This is a genomic window from Halobaculum sp. XH14, from assembly GCF_032116555.1.
GTDB classification, from domain to species: domain Archaea; phylum Halobacteriota; class Halobacteria; order Halobacteriales; family Haloferacaceae; genus Halorarum; species Halorarum halobium.
Genome location: NZ_CP134949.1, coordinates 2,998,215 through 3,021,667, shown reverse-complemented (window position 1 = coordinate 3,021,667; position 23,453 = coordinate 2,998,215). Strand labels below are relative to the sequence as shown.

Below are 23,453 nucleotides of genomic sequence, written 5' to 3'. Positions count from 1 at the left end.
GGTACTACCAAATACTACTATTATATTTTAAACTGTCTTTTGGACGGGTTGGGACGAAGGGGGACACCCCGCTCTCCGCGTGCCGGGCGTTCGAAAAGGTGCGGCGAGGGAGGTCGCTAGTTCGTGTCCGTCTCGAACCGTCCCGAGTGCTGGAGATAGTCCATGCAGATCAGACCCGCCTGCGCCTGAATCGCCACGAGCTTCCGGATCGAAATGAGCTTGTAGTCGAGATCCTCGAGTAACTGGCCGTTCAGCTCGTGCAGGCGCGCTTCCACCGTCGATTTGACCTCCCCGAGCAGCTCCGCCGTCTCCTCGTCTTCCGCGCCCATCGCGGCGTGATCCAGGACGCGGAGGAACGTCCCGAAGTAGAGCATCTGGTAGAACGACCGCATCGTGAGCGCGTCCACCGTCTGTGCGACCGTCGCGGGCTCCTCCAGTTCGGGGGCGTCCTCCGCCCACGATCGCTTCGCGTCGATTCGCTCGGGCCCCTTCTCGACCATCTCCGCGACGGCCCGGGAGGGGCGCGTGTCGGGCAGATGGTCACGAACCCGGTCCAGCTGCGCTTCGAGAAACGCGAGGAGCTCGGCCCCACGGTCGGCTCCCTCGAGGACGACCTCCCGTCTCGTCCGATCCGTCTCGGTCTCGGATTCGATCTGCTCGTCGTAGAAGTACGGGAGCTCCGTGATCAGCCCGACCGCGTCCTCGTTGTGTTCGTGAGCGAAGTCGAGGCTGCTCCCGCCGGTCGTGAGCATCTCCGTCGGGTCCTGGTCCGTGTGTTCGACCAGGTAGTCGTAGTGCTCCTTCGTCGAGAGCGTCTCGAAGACGGCGTCGTCGAACTCCGTGGCCCACGGCGTCTCCGGTTCGCCGAGATGGAGCGGGATATCACGCTCGCGGGCGATGCCGCGGAGGTCGTCGAAGATCTCGTCGAGGTCGTGGCTGATGTAGTAGTAGCAGCCGCCGAACCCGGCGTTGTGGAGGCTGTAGATGAACTCCGGCTCCGTCTCCGCGATGATGTCCATGAGAACCTCCGTCTCGGGAACCGGCGCGTCGAACTCGTACTCCTCGTACTCGATCGGGAACGTCCACTCGACCTGCTCGTCGCCGGCGGGGCGATAGAAGTTCTGGGCGTAGTTCGAGACCGTGAACGGCCCGTCGAACCAGCCCTCGTTCAGGAGCGTCCCGTCGACGTCCGCGGTCTTTACGAACACGAACTCGTAGTCGAACGACTCCCTGAACGACTCGTCGGTCGCAAGCCGGTGGGCGAGGAAGTCGATGGTCATGCTTCCGATCGGTTCGTTCGGGTGCGGGGCCGCGAACATGAACGCCGTGTACGGTCCCTCGCCGACCGTCAGCGACCAGATCTCGTTCCCGTCGCTGCTTTCGCCCTCGACCTCGAACGACACGTGGTCGTGCTCGGCCGCGAGGGCTTCGTCACGCGCTCTGTGTTCGGCGACGCCGTAGAACGATTCGTAGCGGGGGACGTCCGAGACGACGGCGTCGAACGATCGGTACTGCCCGTTTTCTGGGCGCTTGGCCATGTTGGTTGGCCATGAGGCTATAGCATATAGTGTTTTGGAACGATTACGGTAGCGGATCGTGCCCTGACCAGCACCGTTCGTCCCCGCTCGCCGCTCCATCCGCCCGAAAGCGGTACCGCTCCGTCCGCCCCAAAACGCCCGCATACCCAAGCTACAAATGCACCGGCCACCTGAGACCGAGCATGAGTTCCGGGGGTTCGTCCGACTCGCCTCGCCGGATCAAATCTCTCCAGAACGCGAGCGAGATCCTCGAGAAGATACAGTATCTCCAGGCCCCCACGTTCGCCAGACTCTGTGAGGAACTAGAGCTGTCGAAGGGGACGATACACACGTATGTGGAGACGCTCCACGAGGAGGGGTTCGTCGGGAAATCGGGGAACCAGTACAGCCTCGGGTTCCGGTGTCTGACCATGGGTGAAACCGTCCGCAACCAGTCGGACCTGTATCAGGCCGGACAGGAACGGGTTCGGAACCTGGCGGACGAGACGGACGAATGGGTCCATCTCACCGCCCCGTTCCGTGGCCAGGAAGTGACGGTGTACGAGAGCAGCGGCGATCAGGCGATCGGAACGGACTATCACCTCCAGACCCGGGAGTCCCCACAGTACCTGCACCACACGGCCACCGGGAAGGCGATGTTGGCGGCGTTCGACCGCGAGCGAGTCGAGGAGATCATCGACAGGTGGGGGCTCGTCCGGAAGACGCCGGCGACGATCACGGACGCCGAGCGTCTGTTCTCCGAACTCGACCGAATCAGCGATCAGGGGTACGCCGTGAACGACGAGGAGGAGGTGCGCGGGATCCGATCCGTCGGGACGTGGATCCAGGGCCGGGACGACAGCGTCCGCGGGGGAATCAGCGTGACCGCGCCGAGCAGTCGGTTCTCCGGCGAGTACTTCAACTCGACAGTCCCGTCGATGGTCAAGGAGGCCGCCAACATCATCGAGGTGAACCTGGAGATCGCGGACGCCGACGCGCCGTGATTCCGCGAAGCCGCGGGTCGTCGTCGACGCATCGGAACGGTCCGGAGCCGTGCGTCCGACGGTTTCGACGAACGGGGGGACTCGAGCGCGAATCGCGTCCTGGGCTGTAGCGCAGATGATCCCACTCGGGCAACCCGGATCACTGCTCGAGTGACGTTCACTCGGAGACCGTCCGCGGCCGTTCGGAGTGGTTCGAACGACCCGGCCAGGGCCGGTCCGGGGCTCAGCTACGACGGGAAGCGTTCGATTGCTCCCCATTTTGTCCACCCAGTGAACTCACATCGTTTATGTAGTTGGCTCTGGAGGGGCCGGACATGCAGCGCCAGATGGCGGAGCCGCACGTCCGTGAGTTTCCGGGACCGACCGCGAAGCAGTGGGTGACGTATCATCGAGCCGTCTCCGCGCCGAGTACGTACGTCTATGATTTCGTCCTGGACATCACGGCCGACGCGGTCGGCCCGTTCTGCACGGACACCGACGGGAACGTCTTCCTCGACTTCACGAGCCACGTCGCCGCGGCGCCGCTGGGATACAACAACCCGCACGTGATGAGCCGGCTTCGGGAGTTCGACCTGTTCGACCCGCTGAAAATCGCCGGACAGGACTTCTACGTCAGCACGGGTGGGACGCCGGAGTCGAGCGAGCTCCCCGGGCCAGCACACCTGATGCACAGGCTGGCCGAGATCACGGAGCAGTACGACATGGACACCGTATTCCTGTCGAACACCGGAGCGGAAGCGATCGAAAACGCGATGAAGATCTGTTACGACCGCTGTGAGGACCCCAAGTACGGAATCACGTTCGAAGGTGCGTTCCACGGCAGGACGCTCGGGGCGCTCTCGTTGAACCGGTCGAAAGCGAAACACAGGCGGAAGTTTCCGGAGCTGAGCGGGATCCACGACGTCCCGTTCTCCCTCGCGGGGGTCGAACGGCTCGAACGACGGCTCGACCCGGCGCGGGGGGACATCCCCGCCGAACAGGTCGCCTTCGTCGTCCTCGAGCCGGTTCAGGGAGAGGGCGGGTACGAAGTGCCCGACCCCGCGTTCATGAGCGCGCTCGATGACGTCTGCGCGGCGCACGGGATTCCGATCATCGCCGACGAGATCCAGTCGGGCGTCGGACGGACGGGCGAGATGTGGGCATCGGACCACTACGACATCGAGCCGGATGTGATCACGAGCGCCAAGGCACTCCGCGTCGGTGCGACGGTGGCGAGTCGGAGCATGTTCCCCGACGAGCGGGGGCGACTCTCCTCGACGTGGGGAGCGGGCGACGTCATCGCCTCGATTCAGGGCGCGCTGACCCTCGAGGTGATCCGGGAGGAGGGGTTGATCGATCACGCGAGAGCGAAGGGGGAACAGCTGCTCGACCGGCTCGAATCGCTTCGACGGGAGTACCCCGAGACGATCGTCGACGTCCGTGGGCTCGGACTGATGGCGGCGATCGAGTTCGACGAGAAGGCCCGCCGCGACGCGGTGATCGAGGCGGCGCTCACCCGCGGACTGTTGACCCTCGGGTGTGGACACAAGACGCTTCGGCTGCTTCCGCCCCTCGACGTGCGGGACCGCGAACTCGACCGCGCGTGTGAGCTCCTGGAGGATGCGCTCGGTGAAACGGCTTCGGCCGGCCACTGCGCATAGCACTTCGAGCGATCCGGCCACCCGGCGGTTCGCTCGAGACCGGGCCGGCACCGGAACGGATCGCCCGAGTACGAGAACGTGGGAGCGGAACGTTCGTTTGATATATGCAAAACAAGTTTTAGTATCGGTGAAGGTGTCGGAAATTAACCCGCCGAACCCCGGCGAACGCCCCAGGAAATTACGATCATACGAGTGTAACGGAAACCGCGTTCAGCGGCCAGAACTCTATGTGGATTGAGAACAACTAGCATGAAAAAGAGCTGTTTGAAACTATCAAACGGGGGCCGACAGCTTCCGGGACGGACAACGCGACACGGGAACGGGCGGCCCAATGCAGCATCCGTTTTCCTTCCACGTTCCACACGGCCCCCCGACGGTTTGTTGTAACCCGCGAACTCTCGTATCGAACCCGCCGTTCGACGAACCGCCCGACGTGGTGTCTTTGCATATATCAAACGTCGGGTGCGGATCGTACTGGTCGCCGCCGGAGGCCGGATTCGCCACGCAGGACGGGACGTCTCCCACGTTCGACGGGGCCGGGCCTCGCCACGTTCGGGACCGGAAACGCTAATACCCGAACTGTTCGTCATCAGTTGACGATGCACGTGCGAGAAGAGCGAATGAGGGACACGGTCGAAGGGATGCTCTCGTTCCCGAGTTTCCCGGGTGAGGAAGCGGCCGTGCAGGCCTGGTTCCGCGACCTGCTGGAGTCGCTGGGGTTCCGAACGTACGAGTGGCAGCCCGATCCGGCCGTCATCGACGCACACCGGTCGTTCCCGTCCGCCGAGTCGCTGGAACTGGCGGACCGGCCGAGCGTCGCCGGCGTCCTCGAACTCGGGGCCCCCGACGAGGGGCCGACCGTCGTGTTGAACGGACACGCCGACGTCGTCCCCGTCGACGAGGAGAAGTGGGCGTCGGACCCGTTCGACCCGCGGTGGGAGGACGGCCGACTGTACGCCCGCGGCGCGCTCGACATGAAGGGCGGCCTCGTCTCGACGGTGTTCGCGGCGCTCGCCGTCGCCGAAAGCGCGACCGGGCTCGACGGGAGGATCGTGGTCGAGAGCGTCGCCGGCGAGGAGGACGGGGGTGTCGGCGCGGTCACCGCCGCCGTGAACAACCCGTATCCGTTCGAGCGCGACGCGATGTTGATCGCGGAACCCACCGGACTGGACGTCGTCGTCGCCTCGGAGGGGTGTCTGATGAAGCGCCTCCGCCTGGACGGGAAGTCGGCTCACGCCGGGCGTCCGTGGGAGGGAGAATCGGTGCTTCCCCATTTCGAACGGATCCGGAACGCGTTCAAATCGCTCGAGCGTGACCGGGCCGAGCGGGTCGTCCACCCGCTCTACGAGGAGTACGACAACCCCTGGCCGGTCAACTTCGGAACGGTGGAGGCCGGAACGTGGGCCTCGAGCGTCCCGTCGAACCTCACCGCCGAGGTACGGATCGGCGTCGCACCGTCCGAGACGGTCCGGGAGGTCGAGGCGGCCTACCAGCGACGGCTGGACGAACTCACGGACGAATCAGACTGGCTGTCCGCCCATCCCCCGGAGTTCGAACGGTTCTCCGTCCAGTTTGCGGGGTCGGAGATCGACCGGACCGAACCCATCGTCGAACTCCTCTCGCGGTCGATGCGGGCACGCGGCATCGCCGACCCGAACCACGTGGCGACGACCGCCGGTACCGACGCCAGACACTACATCGAGGCCGGGATCCCCGCAGTCGTGTTCGGTCCGGGGTCGTCCGGGACCGCCCACCACCCGAACGAACACGTCGAGTGGGACGAGGTCGTGCTCGGGAGCGAGATCATCGCGGAGACGGTCAGGGAGTTCCTGAAGCGTGGCTGAGGACGGCGGCGCTCGAACGACGGACTGCTGACGCGAACGGGCCGCTGGCCTGGTGACTCCTCGGTGACGGTGGGACCGATAGTCCCGGTGCTCACGCGTTCCCCGTCTCAGCCGTCCACGACGGTGACCGGATCGCCGACGCGGAGTTCGCCGGTCCGTTCCTCGGCCGGAACACGCGTGCCGACCATGAGCTTGAAGAAGTGGTCGAACTGGTCACGCGGTGCCCACGAGGGGAGCGTCTCCTCCCGGTTCTCCACGAGCGTGGTCCGAAACCCGTCGTGGCGTTCCCCGGTGTGGGGGTCTCGCGTCGGAACGACACAGCGGGGAACGGGCTCGGTTCCCTCCAGACGCACGTCACCGATCCGGATACCCGTCCCGTCCCCGGCGGTGAGTCGGTCCTCCCAGAACGGCGGGACGCCGTCGACGACGAGGTTCGGTCGGAGCCGAAGCCGCATCTCCGCCGGACTGATGCCGTCGAACCACGACGCCACTTCACGGAGGGTGGCCCGGCTGACGAGCGTCGGCCCCGTCTCCGTGCCGTCGCCGTAGACGGCGCCGTCGGTCAACGCGCCCCCGAGCTCCGAGCGGAGCGACACCGGCGTGTCGAAGTAGCTGCCGAACCAGGACTCGAGCGCCTCTCGGTCACGGTCCAGATGGAACTCTCGGGCGGCCGAGTCCGAGGACGAGAGCGTGACCGTCTCCGCCTCCGCATCGTACTCCGACCGGATGCGGTGGACGCGACTGGTCGACTTGCCGTTCACGTAGTCACCGTTGTCGTCCACGATGGCGTACTTCCGGTCGTGCTCGAGCCCGCCGATTCGACTGATGCCCGTGCGGCCACGCTCGAGCGGATCGAGCGCCTTGATCGGGTGGACCGCGATCGTGGATAGCGTCTTCACGCCGCCGTCCTCCACGACGCGGAATCAGCGGCCCGTGCCTCCGCACGCGCCCCGCGCTCGTCGACGGCGGACAGGGGGTCGGCCGTCGGGACCCCCGCCACGGGGTTCCGGAACGAGCGATGGGGGTGGTTCGCCGACGTAACCGTCATCGTTTCCGGAAGTGTCGATGAAACATATGTAGATTGTGCAAGTGGCAAATACGTTCCGTACTTCGAACGATTCGGAGCGGGTAAGTCGAGAGGACGATCACGTGTGACATCCGTTGTCGTATGGGGTATTTTTATTAGGTGGGGGGTTTGGCATCCATGTGCATGCAAAGAGACGAGACGAAAATCGACCGCAGAACGCTGGGTAAGCTGGTCGGATCAGCCTCGATCGCTGGGATCGCAGGCTGTTCCGGCAGTTCTGATCCCGGCACGTCGGAGCCGAGCGACCCGACGCAGACGACCGAACCGCAACGGACGACCGCGGACCCGAGCCAGCTCACGCAGGGCGGGGAACTCGGGTTCTTCCAGTCGGAGATCGCACCGTCGCTCGACCCACACTTCACGAGAGGGTTCGGCACCCTCGAAATGGTCATCGGGTACGATCAGCTGTTCACGTACGACCAGGACCTGGAGTGGCGTCACGACCTCGCGACCGACATCAACATCCCCGACGACACGACCTACGTCTTCCCGCTTCGGGAGGGGGTCACGTTCCACGACGGCAGCGAGTGGAACGCCGAGGTCGCGAAGTGGAACTTCGATCGGATGCGCTCGGATTACTCCGACGTGAGCCTCGGGGGCATCGACGAAGTGGAAGCGAGCGGGGACATGGAGCTGACGATTCACCTCGAGGAGCCGTTCGCGCCGTTCCTCGACGACCTGAACTCCATCGCGTACTTCGTCTCCCGGGCGGCCCTGGAGGGGGAGGACGACAGCTGGATGCAGAAGAACCCCGTCGGGACCGGGCCGTTCGTGTTCGACTCCTGGAACACCCAGGACAACGTGTTGACGTTCGTCGCCAACGACGACTACTGGCGAACCGACGATCAGGGGAACCAGCTCCCCTACCTGGACTCGTGGCAGTTCCGCGCCGTCCCGGAGCCCTCGACGATGGTTCAGGCCTACCAGGACGAGGGGAACTACCTCCACAGCATCCCCGCCGACAGCCTGGATAGCCTCCGGGAGAGCTCCGATCACGAGGTCGCGAACTCCCTGGGGAAGTCGAACACGATCGATTTCTTCGCGATGAACACGGACGAGGAGCCGTTCGACGACCCGCTCGTCCGCGAGGCGGTCTACTACGCGATCGACAACGAGGCGATCCGCGGGTTCACGTCGGCGCTCCAGGACCTCACCGGCCCGCTCCCCGACGCGAACTGGGGAAGTAACAACGAGCTTGAACCGGAGTACGACCCGGAGCGCGCGCGATCGCTGCTCGAGGAGGCGGGACGGCCGGACGGGTTCGACTTCACGGTCAAGGTGTGGAACTCACAGCCGTGGCGTCGCCAGGTGACGACCGTCGCACAGGACCAGCTCAGCCAGGTCGGGATCAACGCCGAGATCGAGGTGCTGGAGGTCGCGACGGTCCTGGAGCACGTGAATAATGGCAACTTCCAGATGTACAACGGGCACTGGGGCGGTGGCGGGGCACTGGACCCATACGGAAACCTGAACATCATGTTCCACTCGGAGGGTACGTACAACACCATGACAAATTATACCGACCCCGAGATCGACCGGCTCCTCGACGAGGCGGTCGTCACGCCGGATCGTGAGGAGCGCGCGGAGAAGTACAAACAGGTCGAGGAACTGATATTCAACGCACATCCCATGGTCTGGTACGGAGCCGCGAAGATATACGTCTCTCACTTCGATGAAGTGAACGGGGTCGTTCCCGTGAGCCCGACCGGGTATTTCCCCACGCCGTCGACGGTCTGGATCGACCAGGACGAATGATTCAAAACAGCTAAGATAATGGTGAGTTCCCTCCAACGGTACGCGATCAAACGGTTTTTCCACCTGATACCGGTGCTGTTTGGGGTAAGCGTAATTACGTTTCTGTTCATCCATCTCGCTCCGGGCGGGCCGGCGTACGCGATCTACGGAGCGGAAGCCACGCCGGAGCGGGTCGCGCAACTGCGGGCCCAGTACGGGCTTGACGAACCGCTTACAGTTCAGTACCTCACCTGGGTGACAAACGTACTCCAGCTGGAGCTCGGAGAGAGCATCGTTCAGGGAGTTCCTGTACTCTCACTGATACTCACGAAGCTTCCCGTCAGCGCGTCGCTCGCGATCGGTTCGCTGTTGGTGAGCCTTTCGATCAGCATTCCCGCCGGGATCATCAGCGCGGTCGAGAAGGACGAGTGGGCGGATTCGGCCGCCCGGACGTTCGCGTTCTGGGGCGTCTCGATGCCGAACTTCTGGCTCGGGATCCTTCTCATCCTCGTCGTGAGCGTCTGGCTGGACCTGCTTCCGATCTACGGCTACGTGAACCTGTCAGACTCGGTCGTCGGCTGGGTCCGTCACCTCATTCTCCCGTCGATCACGCTCGGAACTGCGCTCGCGGCGATCGTCACCAGGATCATGCGTTCGTCGATGCTGGAGACGCTCAACGAGGATTACCTCAAGACCGCCCGCGCGAAGGGCGTCGGGAAGCGGCAGGTGATCACCGGACACGCGCTCCGGAACGCGCTGATCCCGGTCACGACGATCGTGGGCCTCCAGCTCGGATTTCTCCTCGGGGGAAGCGTCCTCATCGAAGTCGTCTTCGCGCTCCCGGGGATGGGCCAGCTCGTCGTGAACTCGATATTCAGCCGTGACTTCCCGGTCGTGCAGGGGGCGGTCCTCGTCTACGCGCTCATCTTCGTGCTGGTGAACCTCGGGGTGGACCTGCTGTACGCGCTCATCGATCCGCGGATCGAGTACTAACATGTCATCTGAAAATACCACTACCACGGAATCAGCCGTCCAGGACAGTCCCTCCGTCGAGGAGATATCGCCGACGGACGACAAGAAACGGATCGTGGCCGCGACCCTCCGGAACCGCGGGGGGCTCTACGGGACGGCCATCATCGTCGCCGTCAGCCTGCTGGCGCTGGTGGTCGCGGTCGACAAGTATCTCCTGGGCCGGACGCTCGTCTCCATGCTGCTGTATGACCCCCGGGCGCTCGACGCGACCGCACAGCTCGCCGGCCCCAGCCTCGCCCACCCGTTCGGAACGGACAACCTCGGCCGTGACGTCCTCTCCCGGGTACTCTACGGGACGCTCATCAGCCTCCAGGTCGGCGTCATCGCCGTCTCCATCAGCGTCGTCATCGGCGTCACGTTCGGACTGGTCGCGGGCTACAGCGGCGGCATCGTCGACGACGTCATCATGCGCATCGTCGACGTGCTGCTGGCGTTCCCCGGGATCATCCTGGCGATCGCCGTGACGGGCATCCTGGGGCCAAGCATCACAAACGTTATCATTGCGCTCGCGATACAGGGATGGGTAACCTACACGAGGCTCATCCGGGGGGAAGTCCTCTCGGTCCGCGAGCGGGACTACGTCAAGGCCGCGAAATCGATCGGCGCGAGCAACCGACAGATCATGATGGGGGACATCCTTCCGAACACGATCTACCCGGTGATCGTGCAGGCGACCCTCGGGATCGGCGGCGTGATCATCGCCGAAGCGGGGCTCTCCTTCCTCGGACTGGGACCGCAGCCGCCGACGTCCTCGTGGGGAATGATGCTCGCGACGGGCCGCTCGTACGTGCAGTCCGCCTGGTGGCTCTCGCTGTTCCCCGGCGTCGCCATCTTCATCACCGTCATGGGGTTCAACCTGTTCGGCGACGTGCTCCGTGACGTCCTGGACCCGCGTGAGAGCACGAGCCAGCGGAGGTCGCTGTAGATGCCCGACGTCCCAGCCACCGGCGCGGGCGACGCTCGCGCGGGTTCGGACCCGTCGAGCCCGCTCCTCGAGGTGGAGGACCTCGAGGTCCGGTTCTTCACGGAAGAAGGGTCCGTGAAGGCGGTGAACGGGGTTTCCTTCGGCGTGTCACCGGGCGAGACGGTCGGAATCGTCGGCGAGTCCGGGGCCGGCAAGTCGGTGACCGCACAGTCGATCCTGCGGCTCGTCGACAGCCCCGGCCGGATCACGAACGGGGAGATCCGCTTTCGGGGCGAGGACGTCCGCTCGTACTCGACGTCGGAACTCCAGGAGTTGCGCGGCGGCTCCATCTCGATGATCTTCCAGGACCCGCAGACGTATCTCAATCCCGTCCACACGGTCGGGGAACAGATCGCGGAAGCCATCCGGATCCATCGGGAGCCGAAGAAGGCGTCGGCGCGCGAGCGGGCCATCGAGATGCTGGACAGAGTCGGCATCGCGGACCCGTCCGGGCGCTACGACGACTACCCGCACGAGTTCTCCGGCGGGATGAAACAGCGGGTCCTCATCGCCATCGCGCTCTCGTGTGACCCCGACGTCCTCGTCGCCGACGAGCCGACGACGGCACTCGACGTGACGACCGAGGCACAGATCCTACGGCTGATCTCGGAGCTCTCAGAGGAGTTCGACACGGCGGTCATCTTCATCACCCACGACCTGAGCGTCGTCGCGGAGCTCTGTGACCGCGCGATCGTCATGTACGCCGGTCAGATCGTCGAGAAGGCGCCCGTCATCGACCTGTTCACCGACCCCCACCACCCGTACACGGAGGGCCTCCTGGAGAGCATCCCCGCCCACGTGGAACCCGGCGAACGGATCGACCCGATTCCGGGACAGATGCCCGACGCGGAGAACCTCCCGTCGGGCTGTGCGTTCCACCCCCGGTGCAAGTACGCGGTGGAGGAGTGTCGGCAGGCCGAACCGCCCCTCGTCGAGCGGGGGGATCGGGCGAACGCGTGCTATCGCTACGTCGACGACGTGGAGGTCGACGAATGACCGACGACGCGATCCTTCGCGTCGACGGCCTGAAGAAGTACTACGGCGAGGACGACGGGATGTTCTCGCGAGCGATGAATCGGCTGCTCGGGGACGCATCCCGGTCGGCGAAAGCCGTCGACGGGCTCTCCTTCGACGTCAACAGGGGTGAAACGGTCGGACTCGTCGGCGAGTCCGGCTGCGGGAAGTCGACGGTCGCACAGACGCTGTTGAACCTCCTCCCGGCCACGGCAGGCAGCGCCGAGTACAGGAAGGACGGCGAGTGGATCGACATCGTCGACCCGGAGACCGACGAGTCGGCGATCCGCAGCGAGATACAGATCGTGTTTCAGGACCCCCAGTCGTCCCTGAACCCCCGCAGGACGGTCGGGGAAGCGATCCGTCGTCCGTTGAAGATTCACGGGATCGGGGACGAGAAGGAGCAGCAAGAGCGCGTTTCGAGCCTGTTGCAACGGGTCGGGCTCTCCCCGGCACACTACGACCGGTATCCCCACGAGTTCTCCGGGGGACAACAGCAGCGCATCGCCATCGCCCGCGCGCTGGCGCTCGACCCGTCGTTCATCGTCCTCGACGAACCGACGAGCGCCCTCGACGTCTCGGTCCAGGGCCAGATCCTCAACCTCCTCAAGGATCTGCAGGAGGAGACCGACGTCTCGTATCTCTTCATCTCACACGACCTCAGCGTGATCAGATACATGGCCGACAGGATCGGGGTCATGTATCTCGGCAAGCTCGTGGAGATGGGCCCGACGGAAGCGATCTATCAGGAGGCGACGCACCCGTACACGATCTCGCTCCTCTCGTCGGTGCCGAAGCCGGACCCGACGACGAGGACCCGAAAGATCAACCTCACCGGAACGGTCCCCTCCCCGGAGGATCCGCCGGACGGCTGCCGGTTTCACACGCGCTGCCCGGTCGCCATTGAGGAGGAGTGCCGGGTCGAGGAACCGTCGCTCAGGCCGACGCCGAACGGAACCGACTCCACCCACCTCGGGGCCTGTCACCTGATGGAACGGGAGTTCGAGATGGAACGGTTCGAAATCTGAACCATGTCAGGACCATCAGCCTCCGCTCCGAAGCGCCGAAACGACCGGGACGAGCGGCCGACCGTTCGGGGATGGCTCTCGAAGCTCGTGTCCGGGCTTGTCCCGCCGAGCGTCCGGACACGCGCCGTGAGCGTGTCGGTCGAAACCCCGCCGGAGGTCGAACGGGACCGGCGGATGGAGTTTCGCGTCGAACTCAGAAACTGGCTGCCGGTCCCGATCACCGTCCCCACGACGGTTCGACCCTGGTACTGGCAGCTCGACGGCGTTCACGACGCGGACGCGACGGAGCCGGATCCCGACGGGAGCCTGTCGGAGGCGGGCGGCTCGCTCTCGTTTTCGGCGTTCGAGCGGAAGGAGATCACCCGGATCTGGAACGGGCGAATCCGAGCGACTGAGTCGGCCCCGTTCCTTCCGGTGGACCCCGGCACACACACCCTCGGCGTCGAAGTCACGGCGACGGCCGGTCCACGACCGAGTGCCCGGCGGGAGTTCGAGATCGTGCCCGAAACCGGTGGTGGGAGCGAGCAATGACCTGGATCGAACGACAGCCGAACCCGAGTACGATGACCATCGACCCACAGGTACGAGAGACGATCGACGAACAGTCAGTGAACGGAATCCCCGGCTCACACGCCTCCTCGGTCGAAACTGCGCGCCGGCAGTTTCGGGAGACGATGCTGGCCCAGTCTCTCGCGGACGTGGACGCCGTCCGTGAGTTCTCGGTTCCCGGGCCGGCGGGCGACATCACGATCCGGACGTACACGCCCGAGGGGGAGTCCCCACGCCCGATCCTCGCCTTCTTTCACGGCGGGGGCTGGGTGCTGGGCGACCTCGACTGCTACGACCACCTCTGCTCCCGGCTCGCCAGGGAGACGGGCTGTCTCGTCGCCTCGTGTGAGTATCGGCGAGCGCCCGAACACCCGTTCCCCGCCGCGCCGAGGGACTGTTATGCGGCGACCGAGTGGCTCTCGAACCACGCCGATGAGGTCGGCGGCGACCCCGACCGGTTGGCGGTCGCGGGGACCTCGGCGGGCGGCAACCTCGCCGCGGCCGTCACGCTGCTCGCGCGGGACCGCGGCGGGCCGTCCATCGCCCACCAGACCCTCATGTACCCCGTGGTGAACCCGGTGCGGCTCGACCGGCTCGAAAGCTACTCGACGTACGCCGAGGGGTACACGCTCACGACGGCGAGCCTGGAGCGGTTCTACGACGAGTACATCGCCGACCCCGTCGACGGACGCAACGCGTACGCCTTCCCGCTGGTCGCCCACGATCACTCGAACCTCCCGCCGGCGACGATCGTCAGCGCGGAGTTCGATCCGCTCAGGGACGAGGCGTTCGAGTACGCACAGCGGCTCAAATCCGAAGCCGTGCCGGTCTCACATCACCACTACGAGGGGATGACCCACGACTTCCTGAGCATGACCGACACGGTCGACAGAGCGACCGAGGGGATCGAGACGGTCGCCCGGGAGCTTACCGAGACGATCTAGTCCCGGTCGCTTCGGTCCGACGGCGATTTGCGGCCGCTCTCCCGGCGACCGGGCTCGACGCCTCGACGGATTCTCACGCCGGTGGTCGGGTCGGTACTCCTCGACTCAGTTCGACCCGTGAGCGTGACAGTCGCCGGCCGGCCGGCGTCGACCCGGTTCCCACCCACGCGAGGTGTCGAGGAACGCCCTCAGTCGCGTCCGCTGCCGTCGAGTGGAGGGGCCTCCACGGTCTCCGAACGACCAGGTTCGGTGAGCAGCGCCACGACATCAGCTTCCGTCACTGGTCGTGCGGTCGCTCCCAGCCCCGCTTCGCGCGCCACGCGGACTGCGCTCGGCGGGTGGAGGTTCGCCTCCGCCAGCAGCGCGTCGTCGTAGAACACCTCACGCGGCGTCCCGTCGCCGACGACGGTGCCGTCGGCCATCACGCAGACCCGGTCGGCGACCTCGGCGGCGAAATCGAGATCGTGGGTCGACAGGACGACGCTGATGCCCTCCTCGTGAATCGCTCGGATCCGCTTGGCGACCAGGTGCGACCGTTCGGGGTCGAGCCCCGCGAGCGGCTCGTCGAGGACGACGACGCTCGGTTCGAGGACGAGCACCCCGGCGAGTCCGACGAGGCGTTTCTCCCCGCCGCTCAGGTAGTGCGGGATCCGCTCCTCGAGGTGGCTCGCGTCGACGGTCGCGAGCGCCTCCCGGGCGCGCCGCTCCGCTTGCTCGCCCGGGACGCCGTGGTTCCGGAGGCCGAACAGCACGTCGTCGAGGACCGTGGGCGCGACGAGTTGCGTATCAGCGTCCTGGAAGACGAAGCCGACTTCCGTCCGCGCGTGTGCCTTGGTGTCCTCGCTGATCGGCGTGCCGTCGACGACGAGGTCGCCGTCGTCGGGGACGAGCGTCGCGTTCAGGTGTTCGAGCAGCGTCGACTTGCCCGCGCCGTTGCCGCCGACGAGCGCGACGACCTCGTCGGGGGAGACGCTGAACTCGACGTCGTGCATTCCGACGGTGCCGTCGGGGTACGTATGGGCCCCACACTGGAGGTCGACGAGCGGAGCCCCGTCCCGGCTCACGGGCCCACCCCGTGGACCGCGACGGCTGCGTAGCCGACGACGGCGACGTACGACCCGACGACGACGGCCAGTTCGTGGACGGGTGGCCGCGGGACGTCCCCGTACAGCGTGACGTCGCCGTCGTACCCTCTGGCATCCATGGACTTGACGAGCCGTTCGGACCGCTCGATCGCCGACAGCATCGTCATCCCGAGGATTCTCGCGTACAGTCGCTTGTTCGACCAGAACTCCGAGAGGCTCGCTCCCCGGGAGCGCGCGGCCTTCACCAGGTCCTCGAGCGTCTCGAGCAGCACGAACGTGAACCGGTAGGTGAGCAGCGCGATCTGGTCGATCGGTCGGGGGAGCAGTCGCCCGAGCACGGACGCGACGTCGGTGTATTTCGTGGTCATCGAGGCCGTCAGCGTGAACGTGACGACGACGAGCGACCGACAGCCGAGTTCGGCAAAGAGCACGAGCCCCGCCCAGGTGACCGAGAGGTCGCCGAGCGGCGTCGAGAGCGCGCCGCCGACCGGCGTGCCCGGTTCGAGGAACGCCAGCGGCCCGGCGACCGAGACGACGAACAGGAGCGGGAGCGAGTACCAGCCGGCCAGCCGTCGAAACGGGAGGCCAGCGAGGCCGTACACGAGCAGCACGACGCCGTAGAGTCCGGCCAGCAGCACGAGCCGGTCGAACGCCGTGACCGCGAGGACGAGCGCGCCGACGATGCCGACCTTCGTCCAGGGGTTGACGCGGTGGAGCGGCCCGTCGCGGCGCTCCGCGAACGCGGTGATGAGCCGCGGGTCGGGGACGTGGTTCGAGAGCGTCGCCACGACTATCGGGCCTGGCGTTCCCCGTCGTCGAAGCCGCCGTAGCGGTCGACGTAGACGTACAGTCCGACGCCGAGGACGACCAGCAGGGCGACGAGCCCCCAGAATTCGAATAGCAGTCCACCCTTGCGAATGGGGCCGGCCACGACGACGCCGCGGCCGAGGTCGACGAGCGCGCCGCCACCCTCCTGCACGCCGCGCTGGAGCGTCCGCGCGGAGCGCTTGGCCCACGGGAGCGCGCCGCCGGTCGAGGTAAATCCCCGGAGGCCCGCGGCGAAACAGACCGCGAGCAGGCCGGCGAGCCCGCCGTACTGCGTCCGGCGCCGCATCAGGCCGTCACCCCGGTCGCCTCCGCTCGGGCGTCACGGTCGTCGAGGCCGACGAGGTCGGGCCGGACCGACGCGAGGAACTGGACGATGAAGCCCGTCAGGATCCCCTCGACGACGGCGACGCCGAGGTTGAGTCCGACGAGGCCGGCGACGGCGATCGCCAGGTCGCCGCGGGGCAGCGCGCTCCCGTTCACGCCGCTGACGACGATGATCGCGCCCATCAGGAACGCCCCCGCCGAGAGGCCGAGCGTCGCGGCGCTCGCGCCGGCGGGGAAGACGTCCCAGTCCATCCCCAGCAGCGTTCTGAACGCGTAGTAGGCGACGACCGCCTCGGTGGCGTTGACGAGCGTGTTCGCCCCGAGCAGCCCGACCGCACCGTGCCCGAGCGCCGCCGAGAAGCCGTTGACGACGAGCGCGATGAGCGGACCGAGCAGCGGGCCGGCGAGGATCCCCACGAGCCCGGTGAGGTTCATGTGGATGCCGCCCCAGACCGGGATATTCAACTGGAACACCGCGAAGCTCGCGGCCGCAGCGATCCCGGCGAGTGCGATCTGACGTGTCTCGATGCCGTCCTTCCGGATCCGATGGACGACGGCGCTGATCAGCCCGGCGCCCAGCAGCGTCCAGAGAACCAGTGCCCACAGCGGGAACGCCCCTTCTCCGAGGTGAACGTGTGCCATGACTGGTTAGTAAATTTGGATACAAATATAATAAAGTTGCTATACTGGATTCGAAGAGATAATAATCCTGGGCGTGGGAGCGCCGGGTGCTGATGAGAACTGTTCGTCCCGCCGTCGGACGCCGAGTTCGTCCCGGTCCGCGCGACGTGCTCGACGACGTCGCGGGCCGTCCAGTCGCGCGGACGTTTCGGGTCGCCGGAGACGGTCGACTGCACGGTCCCGGGATAGGCGTCCTCGAAGCCGTCGAGTCCGGCGCTCTCGGACCGTGCGGCCACGAACGGGAGCCTGTTCACCGCTCGTACGGAAGCGTTAATTTTCCGCTGTAGTATACGTCGATACCATGGGAATATCCGTGCTCACGGCAGCGGGGGCTCCCCTCGTACAGGCCACCGTGCCGTTCGTCGGCGTCGAGCTGGGCCAGACCGGCCTCACCGCGGTCGGCGTCCTCCTGATACTGCTGCTCATCATGGGCTCGGGGTTCTTTTCCTCCTCCGAGATCGCGCTGTTCTCCCTGCCGGCCCACCAGGTCGACGCGATGGTCGATCAGGGCAAGCGGGGCGCCCGAGTGGTCAAATCCCTCAAGGAGGACCCCCACCGCCTGCTCGTGACGATTCTGGTCGGGAACAACCTCGTGAACATCACGATGTCCTCCATCTCGACGACGATCGTCGGCTTCTACTTCGACGCGGGCACGGCCGTCCTCGTCTCGTCGTTCGGGATCACGTCGCTGGTGCTGCTGTTCGGCGAGAGCGCGCCAAAGTCCTACGCCGTCGAGAACACCGACTCGTGGGCGCGGACCGTCGCTCCCGGGCTGAAGATCGTCGGGAAGGTGCTGTGGCCGCTCATCACCCTGTTCTACTATCTGACGACCGCGGTCAACAACCTCACCGGCGGCAGTTCGTCCATCGAGTCCTCGTACGTCAGCCGCGACGAGATCCGGAACATGATCAAGACGGGCGAGCGCGAGGGCATCCTCGACGAGGAGGAGCGCCAGATGCTCCAGCGCACCCTGCAGTTCACCGACGCCACCGCCAAGGAGGTGATGACCCCCCGCCTCGACATGGAGGCCATCTCCAGCGACGCGACCGTCGAGGCGGCCATCGAGAAGTGTATCCAGTCGGGCCACGCCCGCCTGCCGGCCTACGAGGGCTCGCTGGACAACGTGATCGGCGTCTTCGACATCCGGAACCTCCAGGGGTACGACTACGGCGAGTTCGCCGACCTCGCGGTCGAGGAGGTGGTCACCCCGACGCTGCACGTCCCCGAGTCCAAGAACGTCGACGACCTGCTCGAGGAGATGCGCGAGAACCGGCTGCACATGGTCATCGTCATCGACGAGTTCGGCGCCACCGGGGGGCTCATCACGATGGAGGACATGACCGAGGAGATCGTCGGCGAGATCCTGGTGGGCGGCGAGGACCACCCGATCGAGTTCGTCGACGACGACACCGTGCTCGTCCGGGGGGACGTCAAGATCGAAGCGGTCAACGAACCCCTCGACATCGTCCTCCCGGAGGGCGAGGAGTTCGAGACCATCGCGGGCTTCATCTTCAACCGCGCGGGCCGCCTCGTCGAGCAGGGCGAGGAGTTCGAGTACGGAAACGTGACGCTGCGGGCCGAAGGGGTGGAGAACTCCCGCATCCAGAAGGTCCGGGTGACCGTCGACCGCGACGGCGCCGAGCCGATCGAACGGGGCTCGCCCGCCGCTGACCGCGACCCCGAGTGACCGTCCGTGCATCTCGACCGTCCCTCACCGGCCGTGCCGCTCCGGCTGGCTCGGAGGCGTGGTCGTTCCGGCCGGGCCGTGGATGGACTGGCTCGCCCAGCACGCGGAGACGTCGGACCGCGCCGTCCCTGCTCGGCGTTCGCGCGGTCGGGAGCCGTTCTCTCGACGGAGAGGTCAAACCATTAGGGGGCCGGCACACGTACCCCCGTGCAACGAGTCATGTACGACGACGTTCTCCTCCCGTTCGACGGGAGCGACGGCGCAGCAGAGGTGCTCCATCACGCAAGCGAACTCGCCCACTGGGCCGACGCGACGATCCACGTGCTCTACGTCGCCGACACGACGCGGGACAGCGTCACCGTCGTCGAGGGCCACACAGTCGACGTGCTCGCACGCAAGGGCGAGGACGTCATCGACGAGGCCGAGAAGACGCTGGACACGCTCGGAAGTTCGTACGACACCGACGTCGTCCAGGGCAACCCGGCTCCGACCGTCGTCGAGTACGCGGAGCGGTACGAGCACGACCTGATCGTGATGCCGACCCACGGCCGCGAGGGGGTCTCGCGGTACCTCAACGGGAGCGTCTCCGAGAAGGTCGTCCGCCTCTCCTCGGTCCCCGTCCTCTCGGTCCGCATGCGGCCCGACGAGACGCTGGAGTTCCCCTACGAGAACGTCCTCATCCCGACTGACGGGAGTAGCGCCGCGACCCACGCGGCCGATCATCTCGTCGGGCTTGCGGCGGCGCTCGACGCGACCGTCCACGTCCTGTCGGTCGTGGACGACTCCGCGCTCGGGGTCGACATCCGGTCGACGGCGTCCGGGAAGGAGAGCGAGGGGGCCGCGACCGACGCCGTCGAGACCGTCGTCTCGGCGGCCGAGTCACGGGGGGTTTCCGAGACCGTCAGCCACGTCGAACACGGAACGCCCGTCGAGGCGATCCTCGACTGCATCGAGGCGAACGACGTCCACGCCGTCGGGATGGGGACGACGGGACGGCGTGGCACGGATCGGATCCTGCTCGGCAGCGTCGCCGAAGAGACCGTGCGCTCGGCACCGGTGCCCGTCATGACCGTCGCGGAACCGGAGTGACCCCGGTCGGCGCCACGGCAGCGGGTGGCGGCCGCGGCGAACCCCGCCGCCCCCGGACGCGGACCTGGCTGGTTGCGCGGGCGTCCCCGTCCTCGTCCCGCACCATCGGCGATCGACCGCTCACTCGCCGCCGTTCGCGCCGGACCGGTCCCGCTCGGTCGCCGTCGGGAGGAGGTTCGGGTAGTCGGCGATCAGCCCGTCGACGCCGAACCCGAGCGCGTCTCGAGCGTCCTGCCAGGTCCGGGCCGTCCACGCGTTCACCGCGTACTCGCCCGGCGGGTCGCGCTGGGTCGATCGGAGCCCCTCGATGGACGGGTGGACGGCGTCCGCGTCGACGGCCTCGGCCATCCCCACCGCCGCGTCGAGGTCCCACGCGATCGGCGCGACCCGGGCGTTGGGGGACAGCGATCGAACCACCTCGAGCGCCGACCGAGAGAACGACGAGAACAGCGTCGGCTCGCCGTCCAGGGCGTCCAGCGTCCGTTCGACCAGCGGTCGCCACCTGGCTCGCCGCGACTCGCCGTCGGGTGCCCGGAGCGTCGTGGTCGCGGCTCCGGGGTGTTTGAGTTCGACGTTGAGCGCGACGCCGTCGGGCACGGCGTCGACGAATGCCGCAAGCGTCGGGATCCGATTGGCCGTCCCGAGCACGGTCGCGTCGGTGACCGCCGCGGTCGAGCGTTCGTCGACGGAGCCGGTTCCGTCGGTGATCCCGCGGCTGGGCCCGCGATCGTCCAGGCGACGGTCGTGAAACACGACGGGCGTTCCGTCCGCGGTGGCGACGACGTCGCACTCGATGGCGTCGGCGCCGAGGTCGCCGGCACGTCCGGCCGCCGCGAGGGTGTTTTCCGGCGCGACGCCGGCGAACCCCCGGTGGGCGATGACCGTCACGTCGGCCGGCGGGTCATTCGAGTTCGCCACCGGAGGAAGGGCAGTTCGGGGACGTCCAGCGCGACGAACCCCGTCGCCGGCGACTCGTACACCTCCCGCGGCGTTCCGACCCGTCCGACCCGCCGGAACCGCCAGAGAGACACCCGGCGACGCCGCCGAGGAGGGCAGCGGACGAGACACCGACGTACGACCGTCGACTGAGTGGCATCGGCTAACGTGTGGGATAGATTTAAAAAATCGGTTGCTATGAACCGTTCCTTCGTGACAGGTTCCACATTGGGCGAACACGATGACAACGGTTGGCAATGGATCGCTTCGCCGGCGTTCGGAAGGCGGACGCGAGCACTCGCCGAGTGCGTAGTCGAGGGGTGGGGCGGGCGCGGTCGACCCGGGGTCACGGAACCGGCGATGCCGCGCGTGTGATCCGACGGCCGCGGCGCTTGATTGCTGCAGATGCCGTCTCGGGCCTCCAGCGTCACCCGTCGCGCTCGCCGTTTCCGGCACCCGACGGGGTCGGGCCCGACCGGTCAGCGCGGTGACGACCCGGCGTGAAAGCTCCGTCCGGTACCCCGGTACCCGGTGTTCGAAATCGAACAGGCGCCGGCCATCAGTCGTGTCGAACTGCCGACGCCTATTGTTTTTACCACATTGTGTGCGGAACATCGTGACGAATTGGTTGCTTATACACCATTAGCCGTCAGATAGGAACCTTTAATTCACAGTATGTAATGACACCGAGTGTCATGTGTGCAAAACACACTCAACCGGACGGGTCCCCGGGGGGACCCGTCTCGGACATGTTCGAAGACGCGGAGACACGGCGCCGGTTCCTCCAGGGAATCGGGGCCGCAGGGGTCGCGGGGCTGGCGGGGTGTAGCGCGGAGGACCCCGAGGCGTCGGGTGGCGGTTCACCCGCCGGCGACGGCGACGGCGACGAGACGTCGGGCGATGAGGGCGGAAGCGACGATCGTCGGACGCTCGCCATGAACGCCGTCCAGCGGTTCGGGACGATCGACCCGGCCCGCGGGACGGACTACACGCAGGTCATGGCGATGGTGAACCTCTACGATCCGCTGGTGTTCCCCAACGAAGCCGGGGAGATCCAGCCACACGTCGCTGAAGACTGGAGCGTGTCGGACGACAACAGGACGTACACGTTCACGCTCCGGGACGACATCCAGTTCCACAGCGGCAACCAGCTCACCGCGGCGGACGTCAAGTACTCGCTGGAACGGCTCCTCGACATCAACGAGGGGTACGCCTCGCAGTTCTCCATCGTCGACGTCGACAACGTCGCCGTCACCGGCGAGTACGAGATCGAGATCCCCCTCACCGAGGTCTACGCGCCGTTCATGGACGTGCTCGTGCTCCTGTTCATCGTCGACAGCCAGCTCGTCCAGGAGAACGCCGCCGACGGCGAGTTCGGGGACGACGGGGACTACGGGGTGGAGTTCCTGAACAACGCCGACGCCGGGTCCGGTCCGTACTCGCTCAACGCCTTCGAGCGCGGGTCGAGCATCTCGTTCGACATCTTCCGGGAATACTGGGCCGAGATCCCGGAGAACGCCTACGAACGGGTGTACGTCGACATCATCACGACCGACTCGACGGTGCGGACCCTGATGCGCAACGAGGAGCTCCACATGACGAGCCAGTACCAGAGCGAGCAGACGTACCAGACGCTCGCCGAGGAGGACCACATCCGGGTCAACAGCACCCCGACGGCGACGCTGCTGTACTTCAAACTCAACACCCAGCGCGCCCCGACCGACGACGTGGAGGTCCGGAAGGCGATCGCGCACGCCTTCGACTACGAGACGGCCCGGACGGAGGTCGCCCCGGGCTCCGGTGAGGCGGTCGGCCCCGTCGCCCCGGTGTTCGACTCGCACAACGGGGACGTCCCGCAACCGGGGTACGACCCCGAACGCGCACGCGAGATCCTCGAGAACGCCGGATACGGCGAGGGCGACGTCCAGATCGAACACACGTTCGTCAGGGAGACCGACCTGCAAGAGCAGCTGGCGCTGCTGTATCAGCAGAACCTGAACGAGGTCGGCATCGAGGTCGAACTGAACCCCCAGACCTGGGGGACGATGACCGACATGGCCACCGACCCGGCCCAGACGTCCCACTCGAACAACGTGTTCTACGGGCCGGTGTACCCGTCCGTCGACGCCTACCTCGTCAACCAGTACTACTCCGAATCGGCCTCGACCTGGATGAGCATGTCGCACCTCCAGGATTCGGAACTGGACGGCATCATCGAGGAGTCGCGCCGAACCACCGACCCGGACGCGCGGGCGGACCTCTACCGCGACGCCCAGCAACGGATCGCCGAGCAGTACCCGGAAGTGTTCGTCTTCGTCGACACGAAAAAGCACGCGATGAACGAGGAGGTCCAGGGGTACACGTACCGGCCGTCGATGAGCTTCGACTACTGGTTCCGGGACCTCACCCAAGAATGAACGGCGCGTCTGATCGGGTCCGCACTGATCAGTCACGCCCCTCCGGAGC

The 23,453-nt window shown here is 66.4% G+C and carries 20 protein-coding genes; 13 read left to right on the top strand and 7 right to left on the bottom strand.

What is annotated here, in order from left to right; genetic code table 11:
* Window positions 1–116: 116 nt before the first annotated feature.
* On the bottom strand, window positions 117–1,538 hold the full coding sequence (locus tag RJT50_RS15375) for a M14 family metallopeptidase (RefSeq protein WP_313692469.1): 1,422 nt from the start codon (window positions 1,536–1,538) through the stop codon (window positions 117–119).
* A 182-nt stretch (window positions 1,539–1,720) separates the two neighbouring features.
* Here RJT50_RS15375 and RJT50_RS15370 point away from each other — a divergent pair, with 182 nt between their 5' ends.
* The 3 genes from RJT50_RS15370 (at window position 1,721) to RJT50_RS15360 (ending at window position 6,005) form a co-directional block, all read left to right on the top strand.
* A complete protein-coding gene (locus RJT50_RS15370) occupies window positions 1,721–2,521 on the top strand; it encodes an IclR family transcriptional regulator (RefSeq protein ID WP_313692468.1) in 801 nt (266 codons plus the stop codon).
* Between the two features lie 314 nt (window positions 2,522–2,835).
* Window positions 2,836–4,161: an aminotransferase class III-fold pyridoxal phosphate-dependent enzyme gene (locus RJT50_RS15365; RefSeq protein WP_313692467.1), complete on the top strand. Its 1,326-nt coding sequence runs from the start codon at window positions 2,836–2,838 to the stop codon at window positions 4,159–4,161.
* Window positions 4,162–4,781: 620 nt separating this feature from the next.
* Window positions 4,782–6,005 carry an ArgE/DapE family deacylase gene (locus tag RJT50_RS15360; protein ID WP_313692465.1) on the top strand — a complete coding sequence of 408 codons (1,224 nt, stop codon included), beginning with the start codon at window positions 4,782–4,784 and terminating at the stop codon, window positions 6,003–6,005.
* A gap of 107 nt (window positions 6,006–6,112) precedes the next feature.
* On the opposite strand, the gene RJT50_RS15355 is transcribed toward RJT50_RS15360, so the two are convergent.
* A complete protein-coding gene (locus tag RJT50_RS15355; protein WP_313692463.1) occupies window positions 6,113–6,904 on the bottom strand; it encodes an MOSC domain-containing protein in 792 nt (263 codons plus the stop codon).
* Between the two features lie 311 nt (window positions 6,905–7,215).
* Here RJT50_RS15355 and RJT50_RS15350 point away from each other — a divergent pair, with 311 nt between their 5' ends.
* The 7 genes from RJT50_RS15350 to RJT50_RS15320 are packed head-to-tail and all read left to right on the top strand — an operon-like array spanning window position 7,216 to window position 14,357.
* Window positions 7,216–8,847 carry an ABC transporter substrate-binding protein gene (locus RJT50_RS15350; RefSeq protein WP_313692461.1) on the top strand — a complete coding sequence of 544 codons (1,632 nt, stop codon included), beginning with the start codon at window positions 7,216–7,218 and terminating at the stop codon, window positions 8,845–8,847.
* Window positions 8,848–8,865: 18 nt separating this feature from the next.
* Complete coding sequence (nikB, locus tag RJT50_RS15345) at window positions 8,866–9,819, top strand: nickel ABC transporter permease (RefSeq protein ID WP_321170898.1); 954 nt, start codon at window positions 8,866–8,868, stop codon at window positions 9,817–9,819.
* Window position 9,820: 1 nt separating this feature from the next.
* Entirely contained in the window at window positions 9,821–10,783 is a 963-nt protein-coding gene (gene nikC, locus RJT50_RS15340) for a nickel transporter permease (protein ID WP_313692458.1), read from the top strand.
* Window positions 10,784–11,818, top strand: a complete 1,035-nt coding sequence (locus RJT50_RS15335; RefSeq protein ID WP_313692457.1) for an ABC transporter ATP-binding protein — start codon at window positions 10,784–10,786, stop codon at window positions 11,816–11,818.
* The gene (locus RJT50_RS15330; protein ID WP_313692455.1) at window positions 11,815–12,864 is read left to right on the top strand and encodes an ABC transporter ATP-binding protein; all 1,050 of its coding nucleotides are present in this window, start codon (window positions 11,815–11,817) and stop codon (window positions 12,862–12,864) included. Before RJT50_RS15335 ends, RJT50_RS15330 begins: the two co-directional genes overlap by 4 nt.
* 3 nt (window positions 12,865–12,867) lie before the next feature.
* On the top strand, window positions 12,868–13,395 hold the full coding sequence (locus RJT50_RS15325; RefSeq protein WP_484494636.1) for a DUF7974 family protein: 528 nt from the start codon (window positions 12,868–12,870) through the stop codon (window positions 13,393–13,395).
* Window positions 13,392–14,357, top strand: a complete 966-nt coding sequence (locus RJT50_RS15320) for an alpha/beta hydrolase (protein ID WP_313692452.1) — start codon at window positions 13,392–13,394, stop codon at window positions 14,355–14,357. The genes RJT50_RS15325 and RJT50_RS15320 overlap by 4 nt, the downstream gene beginning before the upstream one ends.
* Window positions 14,358–14,545: 188 nt before the next feature.
* Here RJT50_RS15320 and RJT50_RS15315 read toward each other — a convergent pair whose 3' ends face one another.
* The 4 genes from RJT50_RS15315 to RJT50_RS15300 all read right to left on the bottom strand — a co-directional run bounded on the left by RJT50_RS15315 (window position 14,546) and on the right by RJT50_RS15300 (window position 17,236).
* Window positions 14,546–15,349 (bottom strand): energy-coupling factor ABC transporter ATP-binding protein, encoded by an 804-nt coding sequence (locus tag RJT50_RS15315; protein WP_313696043.1) that lies wholly within the window; start codon window positions 15,347–15,349, stop codon window positions 14,546–14,548.
* A 68-nt stretch (window positions 15,350–15,417) separates the two neighbouring features.
* Window positions 15,418–16,230, bottom strand: coding sequence for a cobalt ECF transporter T component CbiQ (gene cbiQ, locus RJT50_RS15310; RefSeq protein ID WP_313692450.1), 813 nt, complete (start codon window positions 16,228–16,230; stop codon window positions 15,418–15,420).
* Window positions 16,231–16,232: 2 nt separating this feature from the next.
* Window positions 16,233–16,556 carry a cobalamin transport operon protein gene (locus RJT50_RS15305; RefSeq protein WP_313692449.1) on the bottom strand — a complete coding sequence of 108 codons (324 nt, stop codon included), beginning with the start codon at window positions 16,554–16,556 and terminating at the stop codon, window positions 16,233–16,235.
* Complete coding sequence (locus RJT50_RS15300; protein WP_313692448.1) at window positions 16,556–17,236, bottom strand: energy-coupling factor ABC transporter permease; 681 nt, start codon at window positions 17,234–17,236, stop codon at window positions 16,556–16,558. Before RJT50_RS15300 ends, RJT50_RS15305 begins: the two co-directional genes overlap by 1 nt.
* Window positions 17,237–17,576: 340 nt before the next feature.
* Here RJT50_RS15300 and RJT50_RS15295 point away from each other — a divergent pair, with 340 nt between their 5' ends.
* Together RJT50_RS15295 and RJT50_RS15290 are read left to right on the top strand one after the other, a co-directional pair.
* Entirely contained in the window at window positions 17,577–18,962 is a 1,386-nt protein-coding gene (locus RJT50_RS15295; protein ID WP_313692446.1) for a hemolysin family protein, read from the top strand.
* 219 nt (window positions 18,963–19,181) lie between these two features.
* The gene (locus tag RJT50_RS15290; protein WP_313692444.1) at window positions 19,182–20,051 is read left to right on the top strand and encodes a universal stress protein; all 870 of its coding nucleotides are present in this window, start codon (window positions 19,182–19,184) and stop codon (window positions 20,049–20,051) included.
* Between the two features lie 120 nt (window positions 20,052–20,171).
* Here RJT50_RS15290 and RJT50_RS15285 read toward each other — a convergent pair whose 3' ends face one another.
* Window positions 20,172–20,969, bottom strand: coding sequence for a glycerophosphodiester phosphodiesterase (locus RJT50_RS15285; RefSeq protein WP_313692442.1), 798 nt, complete (start codon window positions 20,967–20,969; stop codon window positions 20,172–20,174).
* Between the two features lie 767 nt (window positions 20,970–21,736).
* On the opposite strand from RJT50_RS15285, the gene RJT50_RS15280 reads away from it, so the two are divergent.
* A complete protein-coding gene (locus tag RJT50_RS15280) occupies window positions 21,737–23,404 on the top strand; it encodes an ABC transporter substrate-binding protein (RefSeq protein ID WP_313692440.1) in 1,668 nt (555 codons plus the stop codon).
* Window positions 23,405–23,453: the final 49 nt, after the last annotated feature.